The organism is Pseudomonas sp. Arb-4-2C (assembly GCF_055755015.1).
Window position 1 is genome coordinate 3,295,020 of sequence record NZ_CM146899.1, and the last position, 24,733, is coordinate 3,319,752.

General features: G+C 62.1%; 19 protein-coding genes. 12 read left to right on the forward strand and 7 right to left on the reverse strand.

Annotation, left to right across the window (positions count from 1 at the left end; all coding sequences use genetic code 11):
- Positions 1 to 45: 45 nt before the first annotated feature.
- The 4 genes from AC0J41_RS14620 to AC0J41_RS14635 all read right to left on the reverse strand — a co-directional run bounded on the left by AC0J41_RS14620 (position 46) and on the right by AC0J41_RS14635 (position 5,300).
- A complete protein-coding gene (locus tag AC0J41_RS14620) occupies positions 46 to 1,542 on the reverse strand; it encodes a helix-turn-helix transcriptional regulator (protein WP_473012824.1) in 1,497 nt (498 codons plus the stop codon).
- Between the two features lie 180 nt (positions 1,543 to 1,722).
- Positions 1,723 to 2,616, reverse strand: a complete 894-nt coding sequence (locus tag AC0J41_RS14625) for a LysR substrate-binding domain-containing protein (RefSeq protein WP_025111439.1) — start codon at positions 2,614 to 2,616, stop codon at positions 1,723 to 1,725.
- A 6-nt stretch (positions 2,617 to 2,622) separates the two neighbouring features.
- A complete protein-coding gene (locus AC0J41_RS14630) occupies positions 2,623 to 4,836 on the reverse strand; it encodes a xanthine dehydrogenase family protein molybdopterin-binding subunit (RefSeq protein WP_473012825.1) in 2,214 nt (737 codons plus the stop codon).
- Complete coding sequence (locus AC0J41_RS14635; protein ID WP_473012826.1) at positions 4,836 to 5,300, reverse strand: (2Fe-2S)-binding protein; 465 nt, start codon at positions 5,298 to 5,300, stop codon at positions 4,836 to 4,838. Before AC0J41_RS14635 ends, AC0J41_RS14630 begins: the two co-directional genes overlap by 1 nt.
- A 118-nt stretch (positions 5,301 to 5,418) precedes the next feature.
- On the opposite strand from AC0J41_RS14635, the gene AC0J41_RS14640 reads away from it, so the two are divergent.
- The 9 genes from AC0J41_RS14640 to AC0J41_RS14680 all read left to right on the forward strand — a co-directional run bounded on the left by AC0J41_RS14640 (position 5,419) and on the right by AC0J41_RS14680 (position 15,687).
- Positions 5,419 to 6,309 carry a LysR substrate-binding domain-containing protein gene (locus tag AC0J41_RS14640; protein ID WP_473012827.1) on the forward strand — a complete coding sequence of 297 codons (891 nt, stop codon included), beginning with the start codon at positions 5,419 to 5,421 and terminating at the stop codon, positions 6,307 to 6,309.
- A gap of 705 nt (positions 6,310 to 7,014) precedes the next feature.
- A complete protein-coding gene (locus AC0J41_RS14645; protein ID WP_064587109.1) occupies positions 7,015 to 7,944 on the forward strand; it encodes an amidohydrolase family protein in 930 nt (309 codons plus the stop codon).
- Positions 7,945 to 7,948: 4 nt separating this feature from the next.
- Positions 7,949 to 8,854: an amidohydrolase family protein gene (locus AC0J41_RS14650; protein ID WP_007952854.1), complete on the forward strand. Its 906-nt coding sequence runs from the start codon at positions 7,949 to 7,951 to the stop codon at positions 8,852 to 8,854.
- Between the two features lie 260 nt (positions 8,855 to 9,114).
- Complete coding sequence (locus AC0J41_RS14655) at positions 9,115 to 10,500, forward strand: UbiD family decarboxylase (RefSeq protein ID WP_473012828.1); 1,386 nt, start codon at positions 9,115 to 9,117, stop codon at positions 10,498 to 10,500.
- A gap of 11 nt (positions 10,501 to 10,511) precedes the next feature.
- Entirely contained in the window at positions 10,512 to 11,150 is a 639-nt protein-coding gene (locus AC0J41_RS14660; protein ID WP_473016006.1) for a UbiX family flavin prenyltransferase, read from the forward strand.
- 46 nt (positions 11,151 to 11,196) lie between these two features.
- Entirely contained in the window at positions 11,197 to 12,237 is a 1,041-nt protein-coding gene (locus tag AC0J41_RS14665; RefSeq protein ID WP_473012829.1) for a CobW family GTP-binding protein, read from the forward strand.
- Positions 12,238 to 12,492: 255 nt separating this feature from the next.
- Positions 12,493 to 13,845 carry a nucleobase:cation symporter-2 family protein gene (locus tag AC0J41_RS14670; protein ID WP_473012830.1) on the forward strand — a complete coding sequence of 451 codons (1,353 nt, stop codon included), beginning with the start codon at positions 12,493 to 12,495 and terminating at the stop codon, positions 13,843 to 13,845.
- Between the two features lie 13 nt (positions 13,846 to 13,858).
- On the forward strand, positions 13,859 to 15,247 hold the full coding sequence (locus AC0J41_RS14675; RefSeq protein ID WP_473012831.1) for an amidohydrolase family protein: 1,389 nt from the start codon (positions 13,859 to 13,861) through the stop codon (positions 15,245 to 15,247).
- Positions 15,248 to 15,477: 230 nt separating this feature from the next.
- Complete coding sequence (locus tag AC0J41_RS14680) at positions 15,478 to 15,687, forward strand: hypothetical protein (RefSeq protein WP_473012832.1); 210 nt, start codon at positions 15,478 to 15,480, stop codon at positions 15,685 to 15,687.
- Positions 15,688 to 15,695: 8 nt separating this feature from the next.
- Here the strand turns inward: AC0J41_RS14680 and AC0J41_RS14685 are convergent, their stop codons facing one another.
- From AC0J41_RS14685 to AC0J41_RS14695, 3 genes are all read right to left on the reverse strand, one after another.
- Positions 15,696 to 16,613, reverse strand: a complete 918-nt coding sequence (locus tag AC0J41_RS14685) for a DHH family phosphoesterase (protein ID WP_473016007.1) — start codon at positions 16,611 to 16,613, stop codon at positions 15,696 to 15,698.
- Between the two features lie 71 nt (positions 16,614 to 16,684).
- On the reverse strand, positions 16,685 to 17,968 hold the full coding sequence (locus AC0J41_RS14690; protein ID WP_473012833.1) for a Zn-dependent hydrolase: 1,284 nt from the start codon (positions 17,966 to 17,968) through the stop codon (positions 16,685 to 16,687).
- 132 nt (positions 17,969 to 18,100) lie between these two features.
- Entirely contained in the window at positions 18,101 to 19,585 is a 1,485-nt protein-coding gene (locus AC0J41_RS14695; RefSeq protein ID WP_473012834.1) for an NCS1 family nucleobase:cation symporter-1, read from the reverse strand.
- Positions 19,586 to 20,209: 624 nt separating this feature from the next.
- On the opposite strand from AC0J41_RS14695, the gene hydA reads away from it, so the two are divergent.
- The 3 genes from hydA (at position 20,210) to preA (ending at position 24,449) form a co-directional block, all read left to right on the forward strand.
- Positions 20,210 to 21,649, forward strand: a complete 1,440-nt coding sequence (gene hydA, locus AC0J41_RS14700) for a dihydropyrimidinase (RefSeq protein ID WP_473012835.1) — start codon at positions 20,210 to 20,212, stop codon at positions 21,647 to 21,649.
- A gap of 157 nt (positions 21,650 to 21,806) precedes the next feature.
- On the forward strand, positions 21,807 to 23,174 hold the full coding sequence (locus AC0J41_RS14705; RefSeq protein ID WP_473012836.1) for an NAD(P)-dependent oxidoreductase: 1,368 nt from the start codon (positions 21,807 to 21,809) through the stop codon (positions 23,172 to 23,174).
- On the forward strand, positions 23,175 to 24,449 hold the full coding sequence (gene preA, locus AC0J41_RS14710; protein ID WP_473012837.1) for an NAD-dependent dihydropyrimidine dehydrogenase subunit PreA: 1,275 nt from the start codon (positions 23,175 to 23,177) through the stop codon (positions 24,447 to 24,449).
- Positions 24,450 to 24,733: the final 284 nt, after the last annotated feature.

Below are 24,733 nucleotides of genomic sequence, written 5' to 3' on the forward strand. Positions count from 1 at the left end.
ACGCCAACACCTCCATTTGCACCGGATCAACTAGTGCATTTGCACCTACCGTTGACCTTTGCCACCGCGCTCACCGGAAAACAAACCCCGCTCGCGCGCCCAGACAATCGCCTCGCTACGGCTGTGCACATCGAGCTTGGAATATACCGTCGCCACATGATTACGCACCGTGTTCGGCGCCAGCTTCAGCCGCGCCGCAATCTCCTTGTCGGCCAGCCCTTCACAGATCAGCCCCAGAACATCACGCTCGCGCGCCGTCAGGTCAGTGAACGACACGCTGGGCAGCTGCGGCGAGTTGACCTTCTTCACATTGGCCAGTTTTTCAATCAGCGTACGGCTGAACCACGAGGCGTCTTTCATCACCTCTTCAATCGCCGCCACCAGCTCAAGCTCAGTGCGTTTGCGCTCGGTGATGTCCATCAGCACCAGCAGATAACACGGCGTGTCCTGAATATTCACGGTGTCGGCGGACACCGCGCACTCCAGCAGGTCCGCGTCCTTCTTGCGCACCCGCACATCGACCCGATCCACCCGTCCGTTTTTTGCCAGTGCGGCCAGCAGCCGGGCGCGGGCGCCATCGTCGTCGATGAAGTTCAGCTGCGTCACGGTTCTGCCCAGTACCTCGTCGCTGTCGTACGCGAGGGTGTCGAGGAACGCCTGATTGACGTCGATCACCTGCTGCTCGTCAGCGCTGCAGATCAGAATCGGCACCGGGGTCAGGCGGAACGCCTTGGCAAACCGCTCTTCACTCTGGCGCAGCGCCACTTCAGCCTTGTGCCGCAGCTCCATGTCGACGAAGGAAAACAGCATGCAGTCCTCGTCGTTGAGCTGCAGCGGCTGACCGGCGACGATCACCTGCTTGCTGCCGCCATCGGGCAGACGCAGTTCGGCCTGCATTTGCGGAATGGTCGCCACATCGCGCAGGCGCTGAATCGCCAGGTCCTTTTTTTCAGCCTGTTCAAAGATGTCGATTTCGTAAGCTGAAGTACCGATCACTTGCTCGCGGGTGTAGCCGGTCATCTCGAGAAAACCGGGATTGACCTTGATGTAGCGCAAATCGCTGAGGCGGCAGATCACCGCCGGTGCCGGGTTGGCGTTGAAGGTCTTTTCGAAGCGCTGTTCGGCGTTGGCCCAATCGGTGACGTCGCTCATGATCAACACCAGCGACTCCGGCTGCCCTTCGCGGTCAGTCAGGATCATGCTGCGCACGCTATGCACCCAGACGTGTTCGGGGTCGTCCACGGCAGACACCTCGATCAGCACGTCGCTGAAGACCTCGCAACGTGCCGCACGGCTGATGGGGTAGTTGTCCGCTGGCACCGGATGATTGTTGCGATAGCGTAGGCTGAAACGCTTGGCGTACTCGTCAGCGTTGCTGCCCAGCTCACCGATCCGGCTGACCCCGTGCATGGCCAGCGCTGCCTCGTTGGCCCAGAGGATGCTCTGATCGAGTTCCAGCAGAATCACCCCGTCGGACAGCCCGGCGATAATCTGCTGCAACTGGCGACGATTGGTTTCACGGGTCAGGACTTCCTGGCTCATTGGATCTCCACAGGGAATGCGCGTGTGAAGATTACGACCGCAGACGCCCGTGATCGTGCCGACGAGTTCAGCACACTGCGAAACCTGTGGGAGCGGGCTTGCTCGCGAAGGCGTCGTGTCAGTTGAAAATTCAGTTGAAGGACACACCGCATTCGCAAGCAAACTCACTCCCACAAGGGGTCAGCGGTGATTTGCAGATTCCACCAGTTCGCGCAGGGTGTCGAGAAACAGCTTCAATACCGGCGAAGCATCGTCCGCGCGATAAGTGGCATACAACGGCACTTCCGGCAACGCCGGAGTCAGCTTGCGAAATACCAGCCCCGCCGGCGCCAACTGCGCGATCGAGGCCGGCAACAGCGCCACGCCAAAACCCGCGCGCACCAGGCTGAGCAAGGTCTGCACCTCGATCACCTGCTGGCGGATCTGCGGAGTGAACCCGGCCTGGATGCAACACTGATAGAGAAAATTGGCGAACCGCGACTGCTTCAATTCCAGCGCGACAAACGGCTCCAGAGCCAGATCCGCCGGCGCCAGCGGTTCGCGACCGGCCAGCGGATGATCGGCCGGCATCACCACGTGAATCGGCTCGTGGATCAGCAGTTCATTGCGCAGCAGCGGATCGTCATAACCGACGCGAAACACGCAGGCGTCGATACGCTTTTCCTTCAGCGCCTTGACCTGCGCCGCCGGGGTCATTTCGTGCAGCCGCCAGCTCACTTGCGGATAGCGCTCGCGAAACAGGTGCAAGGCCTTGGGCAGCACGCCAACCATCACCGAGCTGATCATGCCGATTTCCAGCTCGCCGAGCTGCCCGCGCCCGGTCTGGCGGGTCAGGTCCAGCGCCCGTTCAAGCTGCTCGAACACCAGCGGCGCTTGCTCCTTGAGCATCTGCCCCGCTGCCGTCAGCTCGACCCGATGGTGACTGCGCTCGAACAGTGGCGTGCCCAGCTCCTCCTCCAGCAGCCGAATCTGCTGGCTCAGCGGCGGCTGGCAGATGTGCAGGCGCTCGGCGGCCCGGCCGAAGTGCAGCTCATCGGCCAGGGCCATGAAATAGCGCAACAGGCGCAGGTCCATGGCGGCTTACCCCAGGCTCAGCGGTGTTGAGCGCTGGCGCACGCCGGTCAGCGCGAACAAGGCGTTGGCTATCGCCGGAGCCACCGACGGACTGCCCAACTCGCCGACGCCACCGGGTTTGCCCGGTTCGCCGTCCAGCACCAGAACGTCCGTGACCGGCATGTCCGACATCCGGGTCACGCGGTAGTCGTGGAAGTTGCTCTGCACCACCCTGCCCTGTTGGATGTCGAGCCGGTCGAACAGCGCATGGCCGAGGCCCCACATCAGGCCGCCGTAGATCTGCTCCTCGACGCCACCGGGCGACACGGCCAGGCCGCAATCGACCACGCACGTCAGCTTCTGGATTTTGGCCTTGCCATCGACCGTCGCAACCTGCGCCACCACCGCGATAAAACTGGTGTAGCCCTGATTCGTCGCAATCCCCAATGCGGTGCCCGGCGGCAACGACTGGCCCCACCCGGCGCGCTCGGCAGCCTGTTTGAGCACCGCCACATGCCGTGGCCGCTCCTGCATGTTGGCCAGCCTGAACGCCAGTGGATCGGCGCCCGCCGCATGGGCCAGTTCATCCATGAAGCTTTCCACGGCGAACACGTTGGGGATGAAGCTCACCGAGCGATACCAGCCGCTGGGCACCTGGCTTTCGTGCTTGACCCAGTTCAGTTCCAGATGTGGCGGACGATAAGCGAAGTCCCACGCGGTGATCGCTTCGGTGGTGCTGTAATCCATGTGATCCGGGCGCTCGAAGTAACCCGGCTCCCACTGCTCCGGCGACGCCGGTGACACCGCGTGCAACTGCAGCGCGCTGAGTTTGCCCTGGGCGTCGAGCGCGCCTTTGACCCGGTGCAGCGTCGCCGGGTGATTGAACAGCGCGTGCATTTCATCTTCGCGGCTGTTGAGCAGTTTTACCGGTACACCGCTCTGCTGCGCCAGATACGCCACTTCGAACAACCAGTATTTGGCCTCCCGCGCACCGAAGCTGCCACCGGACACCAGCTCGTTGATGGTGACTTTGTCCTTGTCGATGCCGCACACGGTTTGCGCCGCTTCCAGGGCCGAGGACGGCACCTGCACACCGCCCCAATAGGTGATCGCCTGGTCCTTGACCTGCGCAGTGATGCAGATCGGCTCCAGCGGGTTCTGCACCTTGTAGGGCATGGTGTAATCGGCTTCGATCAGCTTCGCCGCAAGCGGCCATTGCGCGCCGACGTCACCATGAGTCATGGCCTTGATGGTTTGGCTTTTGGGATCGGAAATAGCGGCCGCTTGCGCCTCGGCCAGTCCTGCGCTGTCGAACCCGGCCAACGGCGAATCACTCCACTTGATCTCCAGCACCTTGCGCCCCTGCTGCGCCGCCCAGAATGTATCGGCCAGCACTGCCACGCCTTCCAGGTTGCCGCCGAGCACATCGGGCCGCCCCGGAATTGCGATCACCCTGCGCACCCCCGGTATCTGCAACGCTGCCACCGAATCGACGCCGAGCACCTTCGCACCGACCACCGGCGCCCGCTGAATCACCGCCACCAGCATCCCCGGCAACTGCACATCGATGCTGTACTTGAAGCCCCCGCAAACCTTGGCCGCCGCGTCACGCTTGTGCCGCAGTTTGCCGATGTATTTGAACTGCGCCGGATCCTTCAACGTGACCTTGGCCGGTGCCGGGAGATGTGCTGCCACGTCGACCAGTTCGCCGTATCCGAGGCTGCGCTTGCTGGACAGGTGAACCACCCGGCCTTCCTCGGTGCTGCAACTGTCGGGGCTGACTTTCCATTGTTTCGCCGCCGCCGTGATCAGCAGCGCCCGCGCGGTAGCCCCGGCCATGCGCAAGCGTTCGTATTCCAGCGACACACTGGTGCTGCCGCCGGTGGAGAAAACTTTCCAGATCGGGTGAATGTAGGTGTCGAAGAACGGGTCTTCCGGGGTGATGACCTGCACGGTCATCGGGTTCACATCCAGCTCCTCGGCCACACACGCAGCCAGCGCCGTTTGCGTACCGGTGCCGGAATCGTGCTTGTGCACCACCAGTTTCACGGTACCGTCGGGGAAGATCCGCACCCAGGCGTTGGGTTCAAATTCCGTGGCCGGGGCCGGGGCTTTCGGGTCGCTGGCGGCCATGCCGCTCGGCAGATACAGGGCAATCGCCAGACCCGAAGCCACCGTCGCCGCTTGCTTGAGAAACACCCGGCGTGAAGGTTCGATCAAGGTGTCGTCGAGCGGGCTCATCACGCCTCCTTCGGCGCATTCGCCGCGCGCTTGATCGCTTTGTTGATCCGCCCGTACGTGCCGCAGCGACAGATGTTGCCGGTCATCGCATTGCGGATCGAATCGTCGTTCACCACCGCGCCCGTGTTGAGCAACGCAGCCGCTGACATGATCTGCCCGGATTGACAGTAGCCGCATTGCGGCACATCTTCGGCGACCCAGGCCAGTTGCAGCGGATGGCTTTGCGTCGGCGACAAGCCTTCAATGGTGGTGATGCTGTGGCCCGCGACGGCGGCCAGCGGCAACTGGCAGGAACGCACCGCGACCCCGTCCAGATGCACGGTGCAGGCACCGCACAGGCCCATGCCGCAGCCGAACTTGGTGCCGGTGAGTTTCAGTAGATCACGCAGGACCCATAACAAGGGCATGGAGGGGGACGCTTCATCCAGCTCGCGTCGTACGCCGTTTACCGTGAATGCAATCATTGTCAGGCTCCAAAAGAGCGGCCCGTCTTTGTGCGGGCCTGGTCATCGATTATTGGGACCCCGGGCAAAACGCGGCCAGCGACGATTTCTGCCAACCGCTGTAAGCAGGACTAACAACATGTACAAGCGATACCCGTCGGTGCAGTCCATGAGCGCGTTCATCCACGCGGCGCGCAGCGGCAGTTTCTCCAGCGCCGCGCGCAAACTCGACCTGACCCACAGCGCCATCAGCCAACAGATCCGCGCGCTGGAGGATTTCATCGGCCAGCCGCTGTTCGTGCGTGAAGGTGGCGGCAGCAATCTGACCGATGCCGGGCAGTTGTTTGCCAGTGTGCTATCGGACGGTCTGGCGCAGATTGATCGGGCGATTTCCTCGGTGAAAAACCGCAGCATGACGCAACGTTTGACGCTGGACGTCGACAGTGAATTGGCGCAGAGCTGGCTCAACCCGCGCCTGCTGCAGTTGCTCGATGGGCTACCGGATTACGAGGTGACGCTGCTGTCGATGCCGCGCAATGATCGCAGCGCGTTCGAGCGGGTGGATCTGGCGTTGCGTTACGGTTATGGCGACTGGGATGACTGCGAGATGACGCAGATCTGTGGTGATCGGGTGTTGGCGGTGGCTTCGCCTGAGTTGCTTGAGCGCCATGGCTTGCAACTGCCGTTAAGCCCCGCGCAGATTCTCGAACTGCCGCTGTTGGGCTATACGCGACGCTCGTGGATTCCGTGGCTGGACGCGGCCGGGATGACGCCGACCGAGCCGCCGGCGCGGGTGATTTTCGATAACGCGGCGAACCTGATTGCGGCCGCCGAGGCCGGTGTCGGAGCAGGACTGGTGCGTGGTTTATTGGCGGCTGACGCGTTGCGCAGCGGGCGGCTGGTGGCGTTGAACGAGGCGCAGATTGCAGCGCATTACAACCTCTATGCAGTGTGGCCGCACGGACAGGCCGAGCGTGTGGCTCCGGTGGTTGAGGTGATCAGGCAGCTAGCCTTGCAAACACCCCGCTGACGCCTTCGCGAGCAAGCCCGCTCCCACATTTCGAACGCATCCGCCAACTGACATGCATTCCCCCCTGTGGGAGCGAGCCTGCTCGCGAAGAGGCCCATCAGCCACATCAACGCTGAATGACACTCCGCCTTAGCGAGCAGGCTCACTCCTACATTTCGAGCGCATCCGCCAGCTGCAATGCATCCCCCCTGTGGGAGCGGGCTTGCTCGCGAAGAGGCCCTGTCAATCACATCACCACTGAATGACACTCCGCCTTCGCGAGCAGGCTCACTCCTACATTTCGAGCGCATGCCGCCAGCTGCAATGCATCCCCCCTGTGGGAGCGGGCTTGCTCGCGAAGAGGCCCTGTCAATCACATCACCGCTGAATGACACTCCGCCTTCGCGAGCAATCCCGCTCCTACATTTCGAGCGCATCCGCCAGCTGCAATGCATCCCCCTGTGGGAGCGAGCCTGCTCGCGAAGGGGCCGGTACAGTCAGCGCAAATCCAAAACCATATCGCCCAAGTATCACCACCGCGCCCAATTAATATTGTACGAACCCCTCCCCCCTTTCCAATACTCGCCCTCAGCAACCACCCACCCGGGCCGGATGCGAACAGGCGAGGGAATGCGCGTGTCTTGCGCATAGAAACGGCCGATTGCCCGGGACGTGGATGCCGAGAGCCGCAAGGCTCCCTTCCCCGCTATCAGGAGATCGACTTCAATGATCATCGATATCAGCTGCTATCCCACGGATCTCGTGGACCTCGCCTGGAGGCATGACGGTGACCCGTTCACCGGCGAGCGTCTGCTGGAGATGATGGATGGCCCGTACATGGTCAACGGCAAACCTCGCCGTATCGACAAAGCCTTCATCCAGCCGCCGCAGGGCAACACCATTTACACCTGGACCGACGGCGAACTCTCGGGCCGCGAATCCATCGACGCCTACATGGCCTACACCCTGAAAATGGTCCAGACCTACCCGGATCGCTTCATCGGCTGCTTCGTCTACAACCCGCGCTGCGGCGTGGAAAACGGCGTCGAGGCAATCGAACGCTACGTCAAGGAACACGGCTTCAAGATGGTCCAGATGCAGGCCAACATGCACGCCTACCGGCCTGACCGTGCACTCGACTGGGTGCGCCCGTGCTTCGAGAAATGCGCCGAGCTGGGCATTCCGGTGAAGCTGCACACCGGCGACGGTCCGTACAGCATTCCGTCGGAATGGGTGCCGATGATCAAGGAATTCCCCAACGTCGATTTCATCATGGCCCACTTCGGCGTGCAGACCGGCGGCGTCTACGTGTTCGAACCGATGCAATGGGCGATGGAGCTGCCCAACGTCTACTGCGAATCGGGCTGGTGCCTGCAATCACGAATCGTCGAGTTCGCCAAGGTATTACCTACGCACAAGATCCTGTTCGGCACCGACACGCCACCGAACGAACCGGGCATGTGGCTGCGCCTGCTCGAAGTGCTCTGCCACGAACCGCCACAGGGCTTGAACCTCGACGAGGACACCCTCGAAGACTACCTGGGCAACAACACCGCGCGGATGATCGGCCTTGAGCCCACCCCGCCACCGCGTTCCGTTTCCGAAGCAGAGGCGCAACTCAAGCGCCCCGTCACCACTCAACTGGCCAGGAGCTGAACCGATGATCATCGACACCCATCTGCACCCCACCAACCTGGTCGACGAGGCCTGGCGCCACACCGGCGAACCGTTCACCGGCGAGCGCATGCTCAAGCTGATGGACGGCCCCTACATGATCAACGGCAAACCACGCCGGATCGACATGGGTTTCATCCAGCCGCCACCGGGCAACACCGGTTATCGCGACGGCAACCGCCGGGGCCGCGAGGGCGTGCGCGACTACATGTCGTACGTCGCCGAGCTGTGCGTAAAGTACCCGGATCGCTTCATCGGCAACTTCAACTTCAACCCGCGCTGGGGGCCGGAAAACGGTGCGGCAGAGCTGGAATTCCACATCAAGGAATACGGCTTCAAGATGCTCAAGCTGCACGCCAACATGCACGGCTATCGCCCGGACCGCGCACTCGACTGGCTGCGCCCGGCAATGAAAGTCTGCGCCAAATACAACATCGTCGTGTTGATCCACACCGGCGACGGTCCGTACACGATCCCGACAATGTTCTACCCGATCATCCGCGAGTTCCCGATGGTCAATTTCATCATCGGCCACTTCGGCATCCAGACCGGCGGCAACTACTCGTTCGAAGCGTTCTGGATGGCGATGGACACGCCGAACGTGTACTGCGAATCGGGCTGGTGCTTCCAGTCGCGGATCGTCGAGTTTGCCAAGGAACTGCCGCGCAACAAGATCGTGTTTGGCACCGACTCGCCGCCGAACGAGCCGGGCATGTGGCTGCGCGAGCTGGAGGTGTTGTGCTCACCGGCGCCACAAGGGCTGGGCATCGATGAGGATCATCTTGAGGATTACCTGGGCAACAACATCGCCCGGTTGTGCGGGATCGAACCGACGCCACCGCCCAAGGACCTGGCCGAGGCGGACATACGCCTGACCACCACGTATCTCTAGGTACACGCACATTCCAATGTGCGAGCGGGCTTGGTCCGGGCGGCGATCCGACGAATGCGGTGGATCAGTCACCTTCACCGCTGAATGACACACCGCATTCGCGAGCAAGCCCGCTCCCACAGGGGAGCAGTATCACCACAGGCAACACAGCGACTTTACAGGCACGAAGATGACCCGGCGTTCCTTCGACCGGCAGGCCAACGGCTGCTCGATCGAACACCAACTCACCCCTGCGTGCCTGCTTTTTACGAGGTGAAACCATGACCCGTTCGACGCTCGGCGACTCCCAGGACTTTCACGTGTTCATCGATGCCTATCGCCGTGAGTACCCGGACGATGTGCTGACCATCACCCAACCTGTTTCTGCCGATCAGGACGTCACCGCCCTGGTCGATGCCCTCGCCGCCCAAGGTCGCGATCCGCTACTGATCTGTGAAAACGTCGGCAATCTCAAGGGGCCGGTGGCGACCAACCTGTTCGCCTCGCGTACCCGCATTGCACGGTTTTTCGGCGTCACCCCGGCGCAATTGCACGAAACTTTCCAGCGCCGCGCCAACCAGCCCATCGCCCCGCGCTATGTGGAAAGCGGCCCGATCCTCGATGAAGTGTTCGAAGGCGAAGCACTGGATCTGGCGCTGCTGCCGATGCTCAAGCATTTCGACAGTGATCGCGGCCCTTACATCACCAACGCGATCATCATCGCCGAGGACCCGCTGACCGGCATCGCCAACATGAGCTACCACCGCTCGATGCGCCACGCCCGGCAGGCCCTCGCCACCAGCCTGCACTCACGCGGGCACTTGTGGCGGATGCTGCAGACCGCCCGTGAACGCGGCGAAGAGTTGCGCGTGGCGATGGTGGTCGGCGCGCACCCGTTGTTCATGCTCGCCGCCGCGGCACGCTTGCCCTACGGTAGCGATGAACGCGCAGTGGCTGGCGGCTTGTTCGGCGCACCGCTGGAACTGGTTAAAACCCCACGCTACGGCATCGGCGTACCGGCTTGCGCCGAGTTTGTTCTGGAAGGCGCCATTGACCCGGCGGCCTACGCCGAGGAAGGCCCGTTCGGCGAGTTCAGCGGCTATTCCTCGGATCGTTCGACTAACAACGTATTGCGAGTCGACACCCTGTTGAAGCGCAAGGACGCCTGGCTGGTCGACGTGATGGGTGGCCGCTACGCCGAGCACCTGACCCTCGCCCGGCTACCTCGCGAGGCGGAAATGAGCGAGAAGCTCAAGGCGCGTTTCCCTGCCGTCACCGCCGTGCATTACCCGAACTCCGGCACGCATTTTCATTGCTACGTGGCGCTGGACCAAAGCCGCGATGGCGAGGCGCGGCAGATCATGCTCGCCCTGCTCGGCTGGGACCCGTACCTGAAAAACGTGATCGCGGTGGACAGCGACATCGACATCACTGACGACAGCCAGGTGCTGTGGGCGCTGGCCACGCATTTCCAGCCGCATCTGGACCTGTTCATGATCGACGGATTGCCCGGCAGTCCGCTGGATCCGTCCTCATCCGTCAATGGCACCACCTCGCGCATGGGCCTGGATGCCACACGCGGCTCCGGCTTCGACGGGATCAGGGCGCAGCTTGATCAGGATGTGCTCGAGCGGGCGCGGGTTTTGCTCAACGGGCTGCCAGTGTGAACCGCCAGCGGATGGTGGTCGGGATCAGTGGCGCGTCGGGTTTCATCTACGGCGTGCGCCTCCTGCAATTGCTCGCCGAACTGGACATCGAAAGCCACCTGATCATCAGCCGCGCCGCGCTGCTGACCATGGCCCACGAAACCGACTACAAACTGGCCGACGTCGCTGCACTCGCCAGCCACTACCACCGCGCCGATGACGTCGCCGCCGGGATCGCCAGCGGTTCGTTTCGCTGCCTGGGCATGGTAGTCGCGCCGTGTTCGATGCGCACGCTGGCGGAAATCGCCACTGGCACCTCGTCGGGGCTGATCGGCCGCGCCGCCGACGTCACCCTCAAGGAGCGCCGCACCCTGGTGCTGATGGCCCGCGAAACGCCGCTGACCCTCGCCCACCTGCGCAACATGACGGCGGTCACCGAGATGGGCGGGATCATCGCGCCGCCGGTGCCGGCGTTCTATGCCCGCCCGGAAAACCTCGGGCACATGGTCGATCACAGCCTGGGCCGAGTGCTCGACCTGTTCGGCCTGGATGCCGGCGTTGCCCGCCGCTGGCGTGAACACCCAAATCCCTGTGGGAGCGAGCCTGCTCGCGAAAGCGGTGGATCAGTCGCCTCCGCGCTGAATGACACACCGCATTCGCTAGCAGGCTAGCTCCCACAGTTGATCGCACTCCGACAAAAAAGCTAAGGAGATCCAGATGAACACCCCCTTCAACGCCCCAACCCCCAACACCAAAATCCCCGTGACCATCCTCACCGGTTTTCTCGGTGCCGGCAAAACCACCCTGCTCAATTACATCCTCAAGGAAAACCACGGCCGTAAAATCGCCGTGATCGAAAACGAGTTCGGCGAGGTCGGCATCGACGGCGATCTGGTGCTCAGTTCGGAGACCGAAGAAATCTACGAAATGGTCAACGGCTGCGTGTGCTGCACCGCCGAGGTTCGCGAGGACCTGGTGCGCATCGTCCGTGAACTGGTGGCGCGTCCGGTACGCCTCGATCACATTCTGATCGAGACCAGCGGCCTGGCCGATCCGTACCCGGTGGCGCAAAGCTTTTTCATCAACGACCCGATCGCCGAGGAAGTCGAACTCGATGCAATCGTGACCATGGTCGACGCCAAGCACATCGCCCAGCACCTGGAGGATCTGCAACTGGATGGCGTCGATAATCAGGCGGTGGACCAGATCGTCTGCGCCGACCGCATCGTCATCAACAAGGTCGATCTGGTCAGCAGCGACGAGGTGGAAACCCTGCGCGGCAAGATCCGTGGTTTGAACGCCACGGCGGATCTGGTGACTTCGACTCACGCGCAAATCGACCTGACGAAAATCCTCGGCATCGGCGCGTTCGAGTGCACGCAAAAGCTCATGGAAATCGGCGCGCACCAGCACGATCACGATGACCACCACGATCATGAAGAGCCCGACCACGAGCACGATCCAAGCGTGTCCTCGGTGGGCATCGCCGTGGACGGCGCGGTCAACCTGATGGCCTTCCACCGCTGGATCAGCGAGCTGCGCTCATCGCAGGCCGACAATCTGTACCGCATGAAAGGCGTGCTGGCGGTGGTCAACGAAGACCAGCGCTACGTGCTACAGGGTGTGCACAGCCTGGTGGAGTTCCGCGCCTCGACCGCATGGGGCACGGAGCCCCGTTCGAGCAAGATTGTGTTCATCGGCCGTGACCTGGACCGCGCGGCCCTGAACCAGGGCTTTGCCGCCTGCCTGGCAGGCTGAACAAGGTGTTGGAGCCGGTGGATGGCGGCTTCGCAGCACGAATGACTGATGCCATTTTTTTACAACACAACCCCGGTGGGAGCGGGCTTGCTCGCGAATGCGGTGGGTCATTGAACATTGATATCGACTGACACACCGCATTAGTCGGATCGCCGCCCGGACCAAGCCCGCTCCCACAAGGATTTCGGTGTCTCTAAGACAGCATCAGACGAATACCCCTCTTTACCGAATAACAACAGCTAGAGGTGATTCCCCATGTCGTCAGCCACTCCCTCCACCGTCCACCCCGTCGACCGCGTCCTGCCGGTGCGACAGATGCTCACCCTCGGCCTGCAACACATGGCTGTCTCGTACATCGGCGCCATCGCCGTGCCGTTGATTGTCGCCAGTGCCCTGAAGATGTCCCATGCCGACACGGTGGTGTTGATCAGCACCACGCTGTTTTGCTCCGGCATCGCCACCCTGCTGCAGACCGTCGGTTTCTGGAAGTTCGGCGTGCGTCTGCCGATTCTGCAAGGCGTGGCGTTCAGCAGCGTCGGGCCGGTGATCGCCATTGGCAGCGACCCTCAGGTAGGGTTCGCCGGGGTCTGTGGCGCGGTGATCGGTGCCGGGTTCTTTACCATGTTGATGGCGCCGTTCGTGGGCCGATTGCGGCGGTTCTTCCCCCCGGTGGTCACCGGGTGCATCGTCACCGTGATTGGTTTGCAGCTGTTCCCGATTGCCTACGAGTGGGTCGGTGGCGGACGCAACGCAAGCAACTTCGGCGCCCCGGCGTTTCTCGGCGTGGCGGTGGTGGTGTTGCTGACTATTCTGCTGGTCAACCGTTATGGCAGCCCGTTGCTGCGCAACATGGCGGTGCTGATCGGCATGCTGATCGGCGCCGGTCTGGCGTACGCGCTGGGCATGGGCAATTTTCACAGCGTCGAAGACGCGCCATGGCTGACCGTGCCCTACCCGTTCTACTTCGGCCTGCCGACCTTCAGCCTGATCCCCATCGCGACGATGGTAGTGGTGATGATCGTGCAGATGGTCGAGTCGATGGGGCTGTTCGTGGCCATCGGTGACATCGTCGACAAACCAGTGGAAGACAAGCAGGTGATCAACGGCCTGCGCGCCAATGGCCTGGCCAGCACCATCGCCGGGATGTTCGCCGCATTTCCGTTCATTGCCTTCATGGAAAACGTCGGCCTGGTGATCCTGACCGGCGTGCGCAGCCGTTGGGTGGTGGCGGTCAGCGGCCTGCTGATGTGCTCGATTGCACTGGTGCCCAAGGCTGGCGCAATCATCGCCTCGATGCCGACGGCCGCACTGGGTGGCGCCGGTATTGCGATGTTCGGTGTGGTCGCGGCGGCAGGCATCCAGACCCTGGCCAAGGTCGACTACGAACGCAATCGCTTCAACGTACTCATCGTCGGTTTCACCATCGCCGCCGCGCTGGTTCCGGTGCTCGCGCCTTCCCTGTTCAAACAAATGCCCGAGTGGTCACAGCCGTTCCTGCACAGCAGCGTGGTGATCGCCTGCCTGGTGTCGGTGCTGCTCAACGCGGCGCTCAACGGCGTCAGCGTGCCAGACACCACAGCCGGCAAATCCGCCTCGCACATCCTTTGACTGGAGCCTGCCCATGACTCAACTTCAAAACATCCTGATCAAAAACCCGCTCGCGGTGATGACTGGCCTGCGCGGCCCGCGTGCCCGGGCGGGTGCGGTGGACGTCCGCGTGGTCAACGGACGCATTGCCGAAATGGCCGCGAACCTTGAGCCTCAACCCGGTGAACGGGTCATCGATGCCCGTAACAGCGTGGTCTATCCGGGCTGGATCAACACTCACCACCACCTGTTCCAGAACCTGCTCAAAGCCGTGCCCGAAGGCTTGAATCAGGATCTGCAGGGCTGGCTGGCGAGCGTGCCCTACCCGCGCCTGAACCGCTTCACCCCGCAACTGGCGCGGATCGCCGCACGTTTGGGCATGGTTGAATTGCTGTTGTCCGGCGTGACGACCTGCGCTGATCACCACTACCTCTACCACGCACACGGCACGACCGAGACCGGGGATTTACTGTTCGATCTGGCCGATGAATTCGGTCTGCGCTTTGTGCTGTGTCGCGGTGGCGCGCTGGAGTCGGCGAGCGCCCACCCGGGCTTCTCGAAAACCGCGCTGCAACCGGAAAGCCTCGAGCAAATGGTCGGCGACCTCGAACGGTTGAAATCGCTGTATCACCAGGACACCCCGGACGCCCTGCGCCGGGTCGTGGTGGCGCCCACCACGCCGACCTTTTCGCTGCCGCCGACCCTGCTGCGCGAACTGGCGCACAGCGCGCGCGGCCTCGGTTTGCGTTTGCACACACACCTGTCGGAAACACGGAACTACGTGAATTTCTGCCGCGAGAAATACAACTGCCTGCCGGTGGAATTCGTCGCCGAGCACGAATGGCTCGGCCCCGACGTATGGTTCGCCCACGCCGTGCACCTGCAACCGGGAGAAATCCGCATGCTCGCCCAGACCGGCACCGGCATCTCGCACTGCCCGGTGAGCAATGCGCGTCTCGGTAGCGGTGTCGCGCCAGTGCCGCAAATGTACGAGGCTGGCGTGCCGATCTCCCTCGGCGTCGATGGTGTCGCGTCCAATGAGTCCGGAAGCATGGTCGGCGAAGCCAACACCGCGTGGCTGATCCACCGTGCGGAGCAAGGCGCCTCGGCGACCACGGCTGAAGATGTCATTCACTGGGGCACGGCGGGTGGCGCGCAAGTACTCGGCCTCGGAGCGGTCGGCACGCTCGAAATCGGTCAGGCAGCGGACCTGGTGATCTACAGCCTCGATCATCCACGCTTCTTCGGCTTCCACGACAGCGCGGTTGCACCGGTGGTGGCCGGCGAGCCGATCAGCGTGAAATACAGTTTGGTGGGCGGGCGGATCGTGGTTGATAACGGCGTGATTCCGGGGCTGGATATCGAGCGGATGCGGGCCGAGGCGTGGGAAGGTGTGCAGGCGATGATGAAGGTCGAGGATTGACTCAAGTTCCGCCCGGATCCCTGGTGTGAGCGGACTTGGTCCGGGCGGCGATCCGACGAAAGCGGTGGGTCATTCAGCAATTGTGCCGACTGAACCAGCGCCTTCGCGAGCAAGCCCGCTCCCACAGAAAAGCCAGGTATTCGCGGACTCGGGTTTTGTCGACTAACGTTATCCCCTCATCGGATTGAGCCCCTGCCAGTGACACCGGGCTCTTGATCAAGGAGAGACTGATGACGTCGCGTCGCAACATCGAACAGACCTACCGCACCTGGTCCAGCCCGATTCTGCTGGAGCTGAAAAAGCGCGAACACCAAATGGCGCCGGTCGAGCGTCAGGCACTGGAGAATGTCTTGGTCGAACGCCGATTGCTGGATGTGGGCAACCCGAACGGCCCTGACCGTCGCCAAGGCACTGCGCGCAAAAATGAGCGGCCAGGTTGATCACACCATCAGACCGGGTTGAGGTTCAGTGCCAGCTTCAACAGCTCTTTGCGCAGCATCGAAGGTTTCACTACAGCCATTGCCGCCTGCCATTGCAGCGGTAACAACCGAGTCAGCTTCTGCTGGCTGACCACGGGTTCGGCCAGCAAACAACTCTTGCAGTCACGGATGCCGATGACGTTAAGCAACCAGTCATCGCCCTGCCCGGCCATCCATCCACAAATCTTGTTGTAATGTTTGTGAAGCAACCCGTCGGCATCCCACACCGTCATCTGCGCGAAAACCTGCGGCAGGTTGCTGTCCGGTTTGAAGCGTTTCAGGTCCGCCGCCAACGCGCCCTGTAGATCGACTTCGATGGCGGCCTGACATTCGAGGAAATACTGCTCGGGCCAGTTCGCTGCCAGATTCGCCCGCTGCGCCAACCATTCATAAGCCAGAACATCCAGCTCGGTGGTCATCTGCCCGGTGAAGTTGAGCGTGTTGTCGAGGATCGCCGTAGCCAGCAGTGCCGCGCTTGGCTCACTGATTCGCGAGAGCATGCCGGCGGCTTGCCAGCGCTGAAAAACCAGAGTCGCTGCCGCGCCAATCGGGCGGATGTCGGCGGCGGAACCCAGTCGCTCAGCCCAGTACCGTTCAAAACCCGGGTGATGGTCGAGGACCTCCACCACTTGGTCGAGCATCACCAGCGGGTCGAAGTGGTGATAGTCAGAAACATCCACCAGTACAAACGTGTCGTTTGCTTGCGGCGTGTAACGCTGAAAAGCAGCCCCCCAACTCAGAACGGTTGGCGACACGCTGCTGTTGGGTGCTGCACTACTGACGGCGCGGGCGGGAACGCCTTGCAGGCTGAGCAATTCTGCGTAGGCGATGCAGCAGGCGTAGGCGTCGATATCCAGATAGGCCGAGCCTGAGGTGATCACGGTGATGGGCGACATTGCGCGTCCCTGGCCAATATTTCAGGGCCGGCAACGTCGCACATCTGCGTGACGATGTGAAGTCAGGCCGCGCGCTGCCCCGCGGCCACCGCTGCCGAAGCCGCGAGCATCGCCCGCAACAACACCGCACATCCGGCGGCCAGATCGTCTGGCGCCGCGTTCTCGATTTCGTTGTGGCTGATGCCGCCCTCGCACGGCACGAAAATCATCCCGGCCGGGCCGAGTTCGGCGAGGAAGATCGCGTCATGGCCGGCGCCGCTGACGATGTCCATGTGCGACAGGCCGAGGCCTTTCGCGGCGCCGCGCACGGCTTCGACGCAGCCTTTTTCGAAGTACAGCGGCGGGAAGTCGGCGGTCGGGGTCAGCTCATAGGTCAGGCCGTGTTCTTCGCAGGTGGTTTCGATGACCTGCTTCACCTCGGCGATCATCGAGTCCAGGCGCGCCGGTTGCAGATGACGGAAGTCGAGGGTCATGCGCACTTCACCGGGGATGACGTTGCGCGAGCCGGGATAGGCTTGCAGGCATCCGACCGTGCCGCAGGCGTGGGGTTGATGGCCGAGGGCGGCGCGATTGATGGCGCCGACAATGACCGAGGCGCCGACCAGCGCATCTTTACGCAGGTGCATCGGCGTCGGACCGGCGTGGGCTTCGACGCCGCGCAACTTCAGGTCGAACCACTTTTGCCCGAGCGCGCCGAGTACCACGCCGATGGTTTTCTGCTCGTCTTCCAGAATCGGGCCTTGCTCGATGTGCGCCTCGAAATAAGCGCCGACCTTGTGCCCGCTGACTTTGCGCGGGCCGGCGTAGCCGATGGCATTCAGCGCTTCGCCGACGGTAACGCCCTCGGCATCGACCTTGGCCAGGGTTTCTTCGAGGGTGAATTTCTCGGCGAACACCCCCGAGCCCATCATGCACGGGGCGAAGCGTGAACCTTCTTCGTTGGTCCAGACCACTACTTCCAGCGGCGCTTCGGTTTCCACGCCGAGGTCATTGAGGGTGCGCAGCACTTCGACGCCGGCAAGCACGCCGAAGCAGCCGTCGAACTTGCCGCCGGTGGGCTGGGTGTCGATGTGACTGCCGGTCATCACCGGCGGCAGGTCGGGATTGCGCCCCGGACGACGGGCAAAGATGTTGCCGACCTCATCCACCGTGACGCTGCACCCGGCGTCCTTGCACCATTGCACGAACAGGTCGCGGGCCTGGCGGTCGAGGTCGGTCAGGGCCAGGCGACAGACCCCGCCCTTGACCGTGGCGCCGAGCTTGGCCAGTTCCATGAGCGAGGCCCAGAGGCGATCGCGGTTGATGTGCTGATGGGTGGATTGCAGAACGTCTACGGCTGCGTTCATGGTGATCTCCTCAGGCAGTTTCTTATGGGGGTTGCTGTGGTATCTGGTAGACCTCTATCGCGAGCAGGCTCACTCCTACAGGGAAACGCATTTCACTTGTAGGAGTGAGCCTGCTCGCGATGAGGCCCTCCCTTACACTGGAGATTTCACGACCGAAGGCTGCGCCCGCATCACGCACAACCCGTAATAAATCACCCCGCCCAGCGCCGAGCCGGTGAACCAGCCGTAGCTGTAGAACCAGCTGAACGCGTCGCTGCCGAGCGACAGCAGGGTCAGCAGCACCGGCACGCCAAACGCGGTAAACCCGGCCCAGTTCCATGCCGGATAGACGTCATCGCGATACAACCCGGCCAGGTCCAGTTGCTGTTTCTTGATCAGAAAGTAGTCCACCACCATGATCCCGGCGATCGGCCCGAGCAGGCTCGAATAACCCAGCAGCCAGTTGGAATACACGGTCTCCAGGCTAACGTCGGAGACGATCAGCCCGAGTTTCTTCAGCAGCTCGTGGGCCATCAGCGCCAGGCCAACGAAGCCGGTGAGCAACACCGCTTTGGTGCGATTGATCACCTTGGGCGCGATGTTCTGGAAGTCGTTGGTCGGCGAGACAATATTCGCCGCCGTATTGGTCGACAGCGTGGCGATGATGATCAGCGCCATGGCCACTGCGACCCACACCGGGCTTTGAATGTGTCCGATCAGGCTCACCGGGTCGGACACGGTCACGCCCACCAGTTTCACCGAAGCGGCGGTCATCACCACACCCAGCGAAGCGAACAGGAACATGGTCAGCGGCAGGCCGAAAATCTGCCCGAGGATCTGGTCCTTCTGGCTCTTGGCGTAGCGGCTGAAGTCAGGAATGTTCAGCGACAGCGTGGCCCAGAAGCCGACCATCGCCGTCAGTCCGGCGGCGAAGTAGCTGACCACACTGGCGCCTTCGGGGCGTTTCGGTGGAATCGCCAACAGCTCGGTCATCGACACATTGGGCATCGCCCACATCAGCAGGCCGATGCCGACGGCTACCAGCAACGGCGCAGACAGGGTTTCCAGCCACTTGATCGACTCGGCGCCACGGATCACCACCCACAGGTTCAGCGACCAGAAGATCATGAAGCCGATCACTTCGCCGGTGCCGCCAAGGGATTTCCAGCCCTCGAAGATCGAGCCGAGAAACAGGTGAATCGCCAATCCGCCGAACATCGTTTGAATACCGAACCAGCCACACGCCACCAACGCGCGAATCAGGCACGGCACGTTGGAGCCGAGCACGCCAAACGACGAACGCAGCAGCACCGGAAATGGAATGCCGTACTTGGTGCCGGGAAAGGCGTTGAGCGTGAGCGGGATCAGTACGATGACGTTGGCCAGCAGAATCGCCATCAGCGCTTCGCCAACGCTCAGCCCGAAATACGCAGTGAGCACACCGCCCAGGGTGTAGGTGGGCACGCACACCGACATGCCGACCCACAGCGCGGTGATGTGCCATTTGTTCCAGGTTCGTTCGCGCACCTTGGTCGGTGCCATATCGTGGTTGTATCGGGGACTGTCGAGCACGTCGCTGCCGGCTTCGAGTTCGAACAAGCCGTCGCGCTCGGTCACTTGCGATCTGTTCTGTTGCATGGCCGCTCCACTGTTTTTCTGATTATTTTTTTGCTCATCAGGCGGCTGCACACCAGGGTGCGAGCCGGACGATGGCCGGAGGAACTGACAACTTTCGTGTACCGGCCACGGTGTCAGCGGCGGCATCAATAAACGTGCCGGGTGCCCCGCTTGCGCATCGGGCCATGCTTCAAACGTTTTGCAACTTTATGATATTTATCAGTTTTAATTATTCACCTGATGAGTTCTCGAAAACTTGTCTGGGTGCTCAGGCTAAACACCTGGCAAGTTGTTCGAACAGACAGGACTCAAACTGGTGCACTGCATTTATTTTCATTGTGAACGTGCAACCGCAGCTCAACTTCAAGCGGCTGATTTCACATAGGAAATCTTGCTCATATTTCCATCCTGTCAAGTGCGTCAAAATGGTGAACTGCCTCACCATTTTGGTGATTTATAGTTTTTATTGTTATTTTTCATACACTTAAAATAGCAATAAGCTTATAAAAAATAATCTTGAACAATTGCAGAACTGCGACTAGCTTCTATTCCTGACAGCGCTGACAGGAATACGCCGATCATCGCTGTACATCAATAAAACATTTAGAACCGGCACAAGTCGGTCATGCCTGCGAGGAACTCGGAATGTCTCTGTTGATCCGTGGCGCCACCGTTGTTACCCATGATGAAAGTTATCGCGCCGACGTTTATTGCGCCGACGGTGTGATCAAAGCCATCGGTGAAAACCTTGATATTCCCGCCGGCGCCGAGGTGCTCGACGGCAGCGGTCAATACCTGATGCCCGGCGGCATCGATCCACACACTCACATGCAACTGCCCTTCATGGGCACCGTGGCCAGTGAAGACTTCTACAGCGGTACGGCGGCCGGTCTGGCTGGCGGGACCACCTCGATCATCGACTTTGTGATTCCCAACCCACAGCAGTCGCTGATGGAAGCGTTTCACCAGTGGCGCGGCTGGGCGGAAAAGTCCGCATCCGACTATGGCTTCCACGTCGCGATCACCTGGTGGAGCGAGCAGGTGCGTGAGGAAATGGCCGAGCTGGTCAGTCATCACGGGATCAACAGCTTCAAGCATTTCATGGCCTACAAGAACGCGATCATGGCCGCCGACGACACGTTGGTAGCGAGCTTCGAGCGCTGCCTGGAACTCGGCGCAGTGCCGACCGTGCACGCGGAAAACGGCGAGCTGGTCTATCACCTGCAACGCAAGTTGATGGCTCAGGGCATCACCGGGCCGGAAGCGCATCCGCTGTCACGGCCGTCACAGGTCGAGGGTGAAGCCGCGAGTCGGGCGATTCGTATCGCCGAGACCATCGGTACGCCGCTGTATCTGGTGCACGTTTCGACCAAGGAAGCCCTCGACGAAATCACCTATGCGCGCAGCAAGGGCCAACCGGTGTACGGCGAAGTGCTGGCCGGGCATCTGCTGCTCGACGACAGCGTTTACCAGCACCCGGACTGGCAGACCGCCGCCGGTTACGTGATGAGCCCGCCGTTCCGTCCGCGCGGCCATCAAGAGGCACTTTGGCATGGATTGCAAAGCGGCAATCTGCACACCACCGCCACCGACCATTGCTGCTTCTGCGCCGAACAGAAAGCCGCCGGCCGCGACGACTTCAGCAAGATCCCCAACGGCACCGCTGGCATCGAAGACCGCATGGCGGTGTTGTGGGATGAAGGGGTCAACAGCGGGCGTTTGTCGATGCAGGACTTCGTCGCATTGACCTCCACCAACACGGCAAAAATCTTCAACCTCTACCCGCGCAAGGGCGCGATCCGCGTCGGTGCCGATGCCGACCTGGTGCTGTGGGACCCGCAAGGCACCCGCACCATCTCCGCCAAGACCCACCATCAGCAGGTGGACTTCAACATCTTCGAAGGCAAGACCGTGCGCGGCGTGCCGAGCCATACCGTCAGCCAGGGCAAAGTGGTCTGGGCCGACGGTGATCTGCGCGCCGAGCGCGGGGCCGGACGCTATATCGAACGGCCGGCGTATCCGGCGGTGTTTGATTTGCTGAGCAAGCGGGCTGAGATGCACAAGCCGACTGCCGTTAAACGCTGACACCGAGGCCTTCGGCCTTCGCGAGCAGGCTCGCTCCCACATTTGAAATGCATTCCCCTGTGGGAGCGAGCCTGCTCGCGAAAGGGCCCGTTCGGACACCACAAAAACCACTGCCCGACAGAGGCAGAGAACCTCAATAACCGTGAGGCACAAAACCGTGATCGAGACCCTGAACCATCTCCCGCACCCGCACGAAAGCGCGGCCGCCCTCGCCGGCCATTTCACCGATCTGGCGCCGCCGCTCAATGCCCGGCAGGCGCATCTGGAAGCATCGCGCTGCCTGTATTGCTACGACGCACCGTGCGTGAATGCGTGCCCGAGCGAGATCGACATTCCGTCGTTCATCCGCAACATCCATCAGGACAACGTGCCCGGTGCAGCGCAGAAGATTCTTTCGGCGAACATCCTCGGCGGTAGTTGCGCTCGGGTCTGTCCGACCGAAATCCTCTGCCAGCAAGCCTGCGTGCGTAACAACGCCCACGAATGCGCGCCGGTGCTGATCGGCCTGCTGCAACGCTACGCCGTGGACAACGCGCACTTCACCGAGCATCCGTTCCAGCGTGCGGCCAGCACCGGCAAGCGCATCGCCGTGGTCGGTGCCGGGCCGGCAGGCTTGTCCTGCGCCCATCGCAGCGCCATGCACGGTCATGACGTGGTGATTTTCGAAGCGCGGGAGAAGGCTGGCGGCCTTAATGAATACGGGATCGCCAAGTACAAACTGGTCGACGACTATGCGCAGAAAGAATTGGATTTCCTGCTGCAGATCGGCGGCATCGAGATCCGCCACGTGCAGAAACTCGGCGACAACCTGACCCTCAGCGAATTGCATCAGCAGTTCGACGCGGTGTTCCTTGGCCTCGGCCTCAACGCCAGTAAACAACTCGGTCTGGCCCACGAGGACGCCCCCGGCCTGCTCGCCGCCACCGACTACATCCGCGAACTGCGCCAGGCCGATGACCTCTCGCAACTGCCGCTGGCCGAGCACTGCATCGTCCTCGGCGCCGGCAACACCGCGATCGACATGGCCGTGCAAATGGCCCGCCTCGGTGCCCGCGATGTCAATCTGGTGTATCGCCGTGGCGCAGCGGACATGGGCGCAACCGGCCATGAACAGGACATCGCCAAGGCCAATCAGGTGCGGCTGCTGACCTGGGCGCAACCGGAGGAAGTGCTGCTCGACGCACAAGGCCAGGTGCGCGGCATGCGTTTCGCCCGTACGCAACTGATCGACGGTCGCCTGCAAACCACCGGCGAAACCTTCGAACTGGCCGCTGACGCGATCTTCAAAGCCATCGGTCAGGCCTTCGACGGCAGCGCCCTCGCCGACCCGCTGGCCCGCGAACTCAAGCGTCAGGGCGAACGGATTCAGGTCGATGAAAATCTGCGCACCAGCATCCCCGGCGTGTATGCCGGCGGCGATTGCACCAGCCTCGATCAGGACCTCACTGTGCAGGCCGTACAGCACGGCAAACGCGCCGCCGAGGCGATCAACGCACAACTGATGTTCAACGTGGAGGCTGCATAAATGGCCGATCTCTCGATTGTCTTCGCCGGTATCAAAGCCCCCAACCCGTTCTGGCTGGCCTCCGCGCCGCCGACCGACAAGGCCTACAACGTGGTCCGCGCCTTCGAGGCCGGTTGGGGCGGCGTGGTCTGGAAAACCCTCGGCGAGGACCCGGCGGCGGTCAACGTCTCATCGCGCTACTCGGCGCACTACGGCAACAACCGCGAAGTGCTGGGCATCAACAACATCGAACTGATCACCGACCGCTCGCTGGAGATCAACCTGCGCGAGATCACCCAGGTGAAGAAAGACTGGCCGGATCGCGCGCTGATCGTCTCGCTGATGGTGCCGTGCGTGGAGGAGTCGTGGAAACACATCCTGCCGCTGGTGGAGGCCACCGGTGCCGATGGCATCGAGCTGAATTTCGGCTGCCCCCACGGCATGCCGGAGCGCGGCATGGGCGCGGCGGTGGGTCAGGTGCCGGAGTACGTCGAGCAAGTGACGCGCTGGTGCAAGACCTATTGCTCGCTGCCGGTGATCGTCAAACTGACGCCGAACATCACCGACATCCGCGTCGCCGCTCGCGCTGCGCATCGCGGTGGCGCCGATGCGGTGTCGCTGATCAACACCATCAACTCGATCACCAGCGTCGATCTGGAACACATGGTCGCCCTGCCCACCGTCGGCAGCAAAAGCACCCACGGCGGTTATTGCGGTTCGGCGGTCAAACCGATCGCGCTGAACATGGTCGCCGAGATTGCCCGTGATCCGCAGACCCAAGGCCTGCCGATCTGTGGCATTGGCGGCATCGGCAGTTGGCGCGATGCGGCGGAATTCATCGCACTGGGCAGCGGCGCGGTGCAGATATGCACGGCGGCGATGCTGCATGGGTTCCGGATTGTCGAGGAGATGAAGGACGGCCTGTCGCGCTGGATGGACAGTCAGGGCTATGCGGACATTGCCGCGTTTTCCGGGCGTGCGGTGGGCAACACCACCGACTGGAAGTACCTCGACATCAACTATCAGGTGATCGCCAAGATCGACCAAGAGGCGTGCATTGGTTGCGGGCGTTGCCACATTGCCTGCGAAGACACTTCACACCAGGCGATCAGCAGCCTGAAGCAGGCCGATGGCACGCATATATATGAAGTGATCGATGATGAGTGCGTGGGCTGCAATCTGTGCCAGATCACCTGCCCGGTGGCGGACTGCATCGAGATGGTGCCGATGCAGACGGGCAAGCCGTTTCTGGACTGGAATCATGATCCGCGCAATCCGTACCATGTCTCACCTTAAGGCCGGTAGCGTCTGAACTGACGCCTTCGCGAGCAAGCCCGCTCCCACATCTGGAATGCGTTCCTCCTGTGAGAGCGGGCTTGCTCGCGAAGGGACCAGCAGCCTCCACATCTGGAATGCGTTCCTCCTGTGGGAGCGGGCTTGCTCGCGAAGGGGCCAGCAGCCTCCACATCTGGAATGCATTCCTCCTGTGGGAGCGGGCTTGCTCGCGAAGGGGCCAGCAGCCTCCACATCTGGAATGCGTTCCTCCTGTGGGAGCGGGCTTGCTCGCGAAGAGGCCAGCG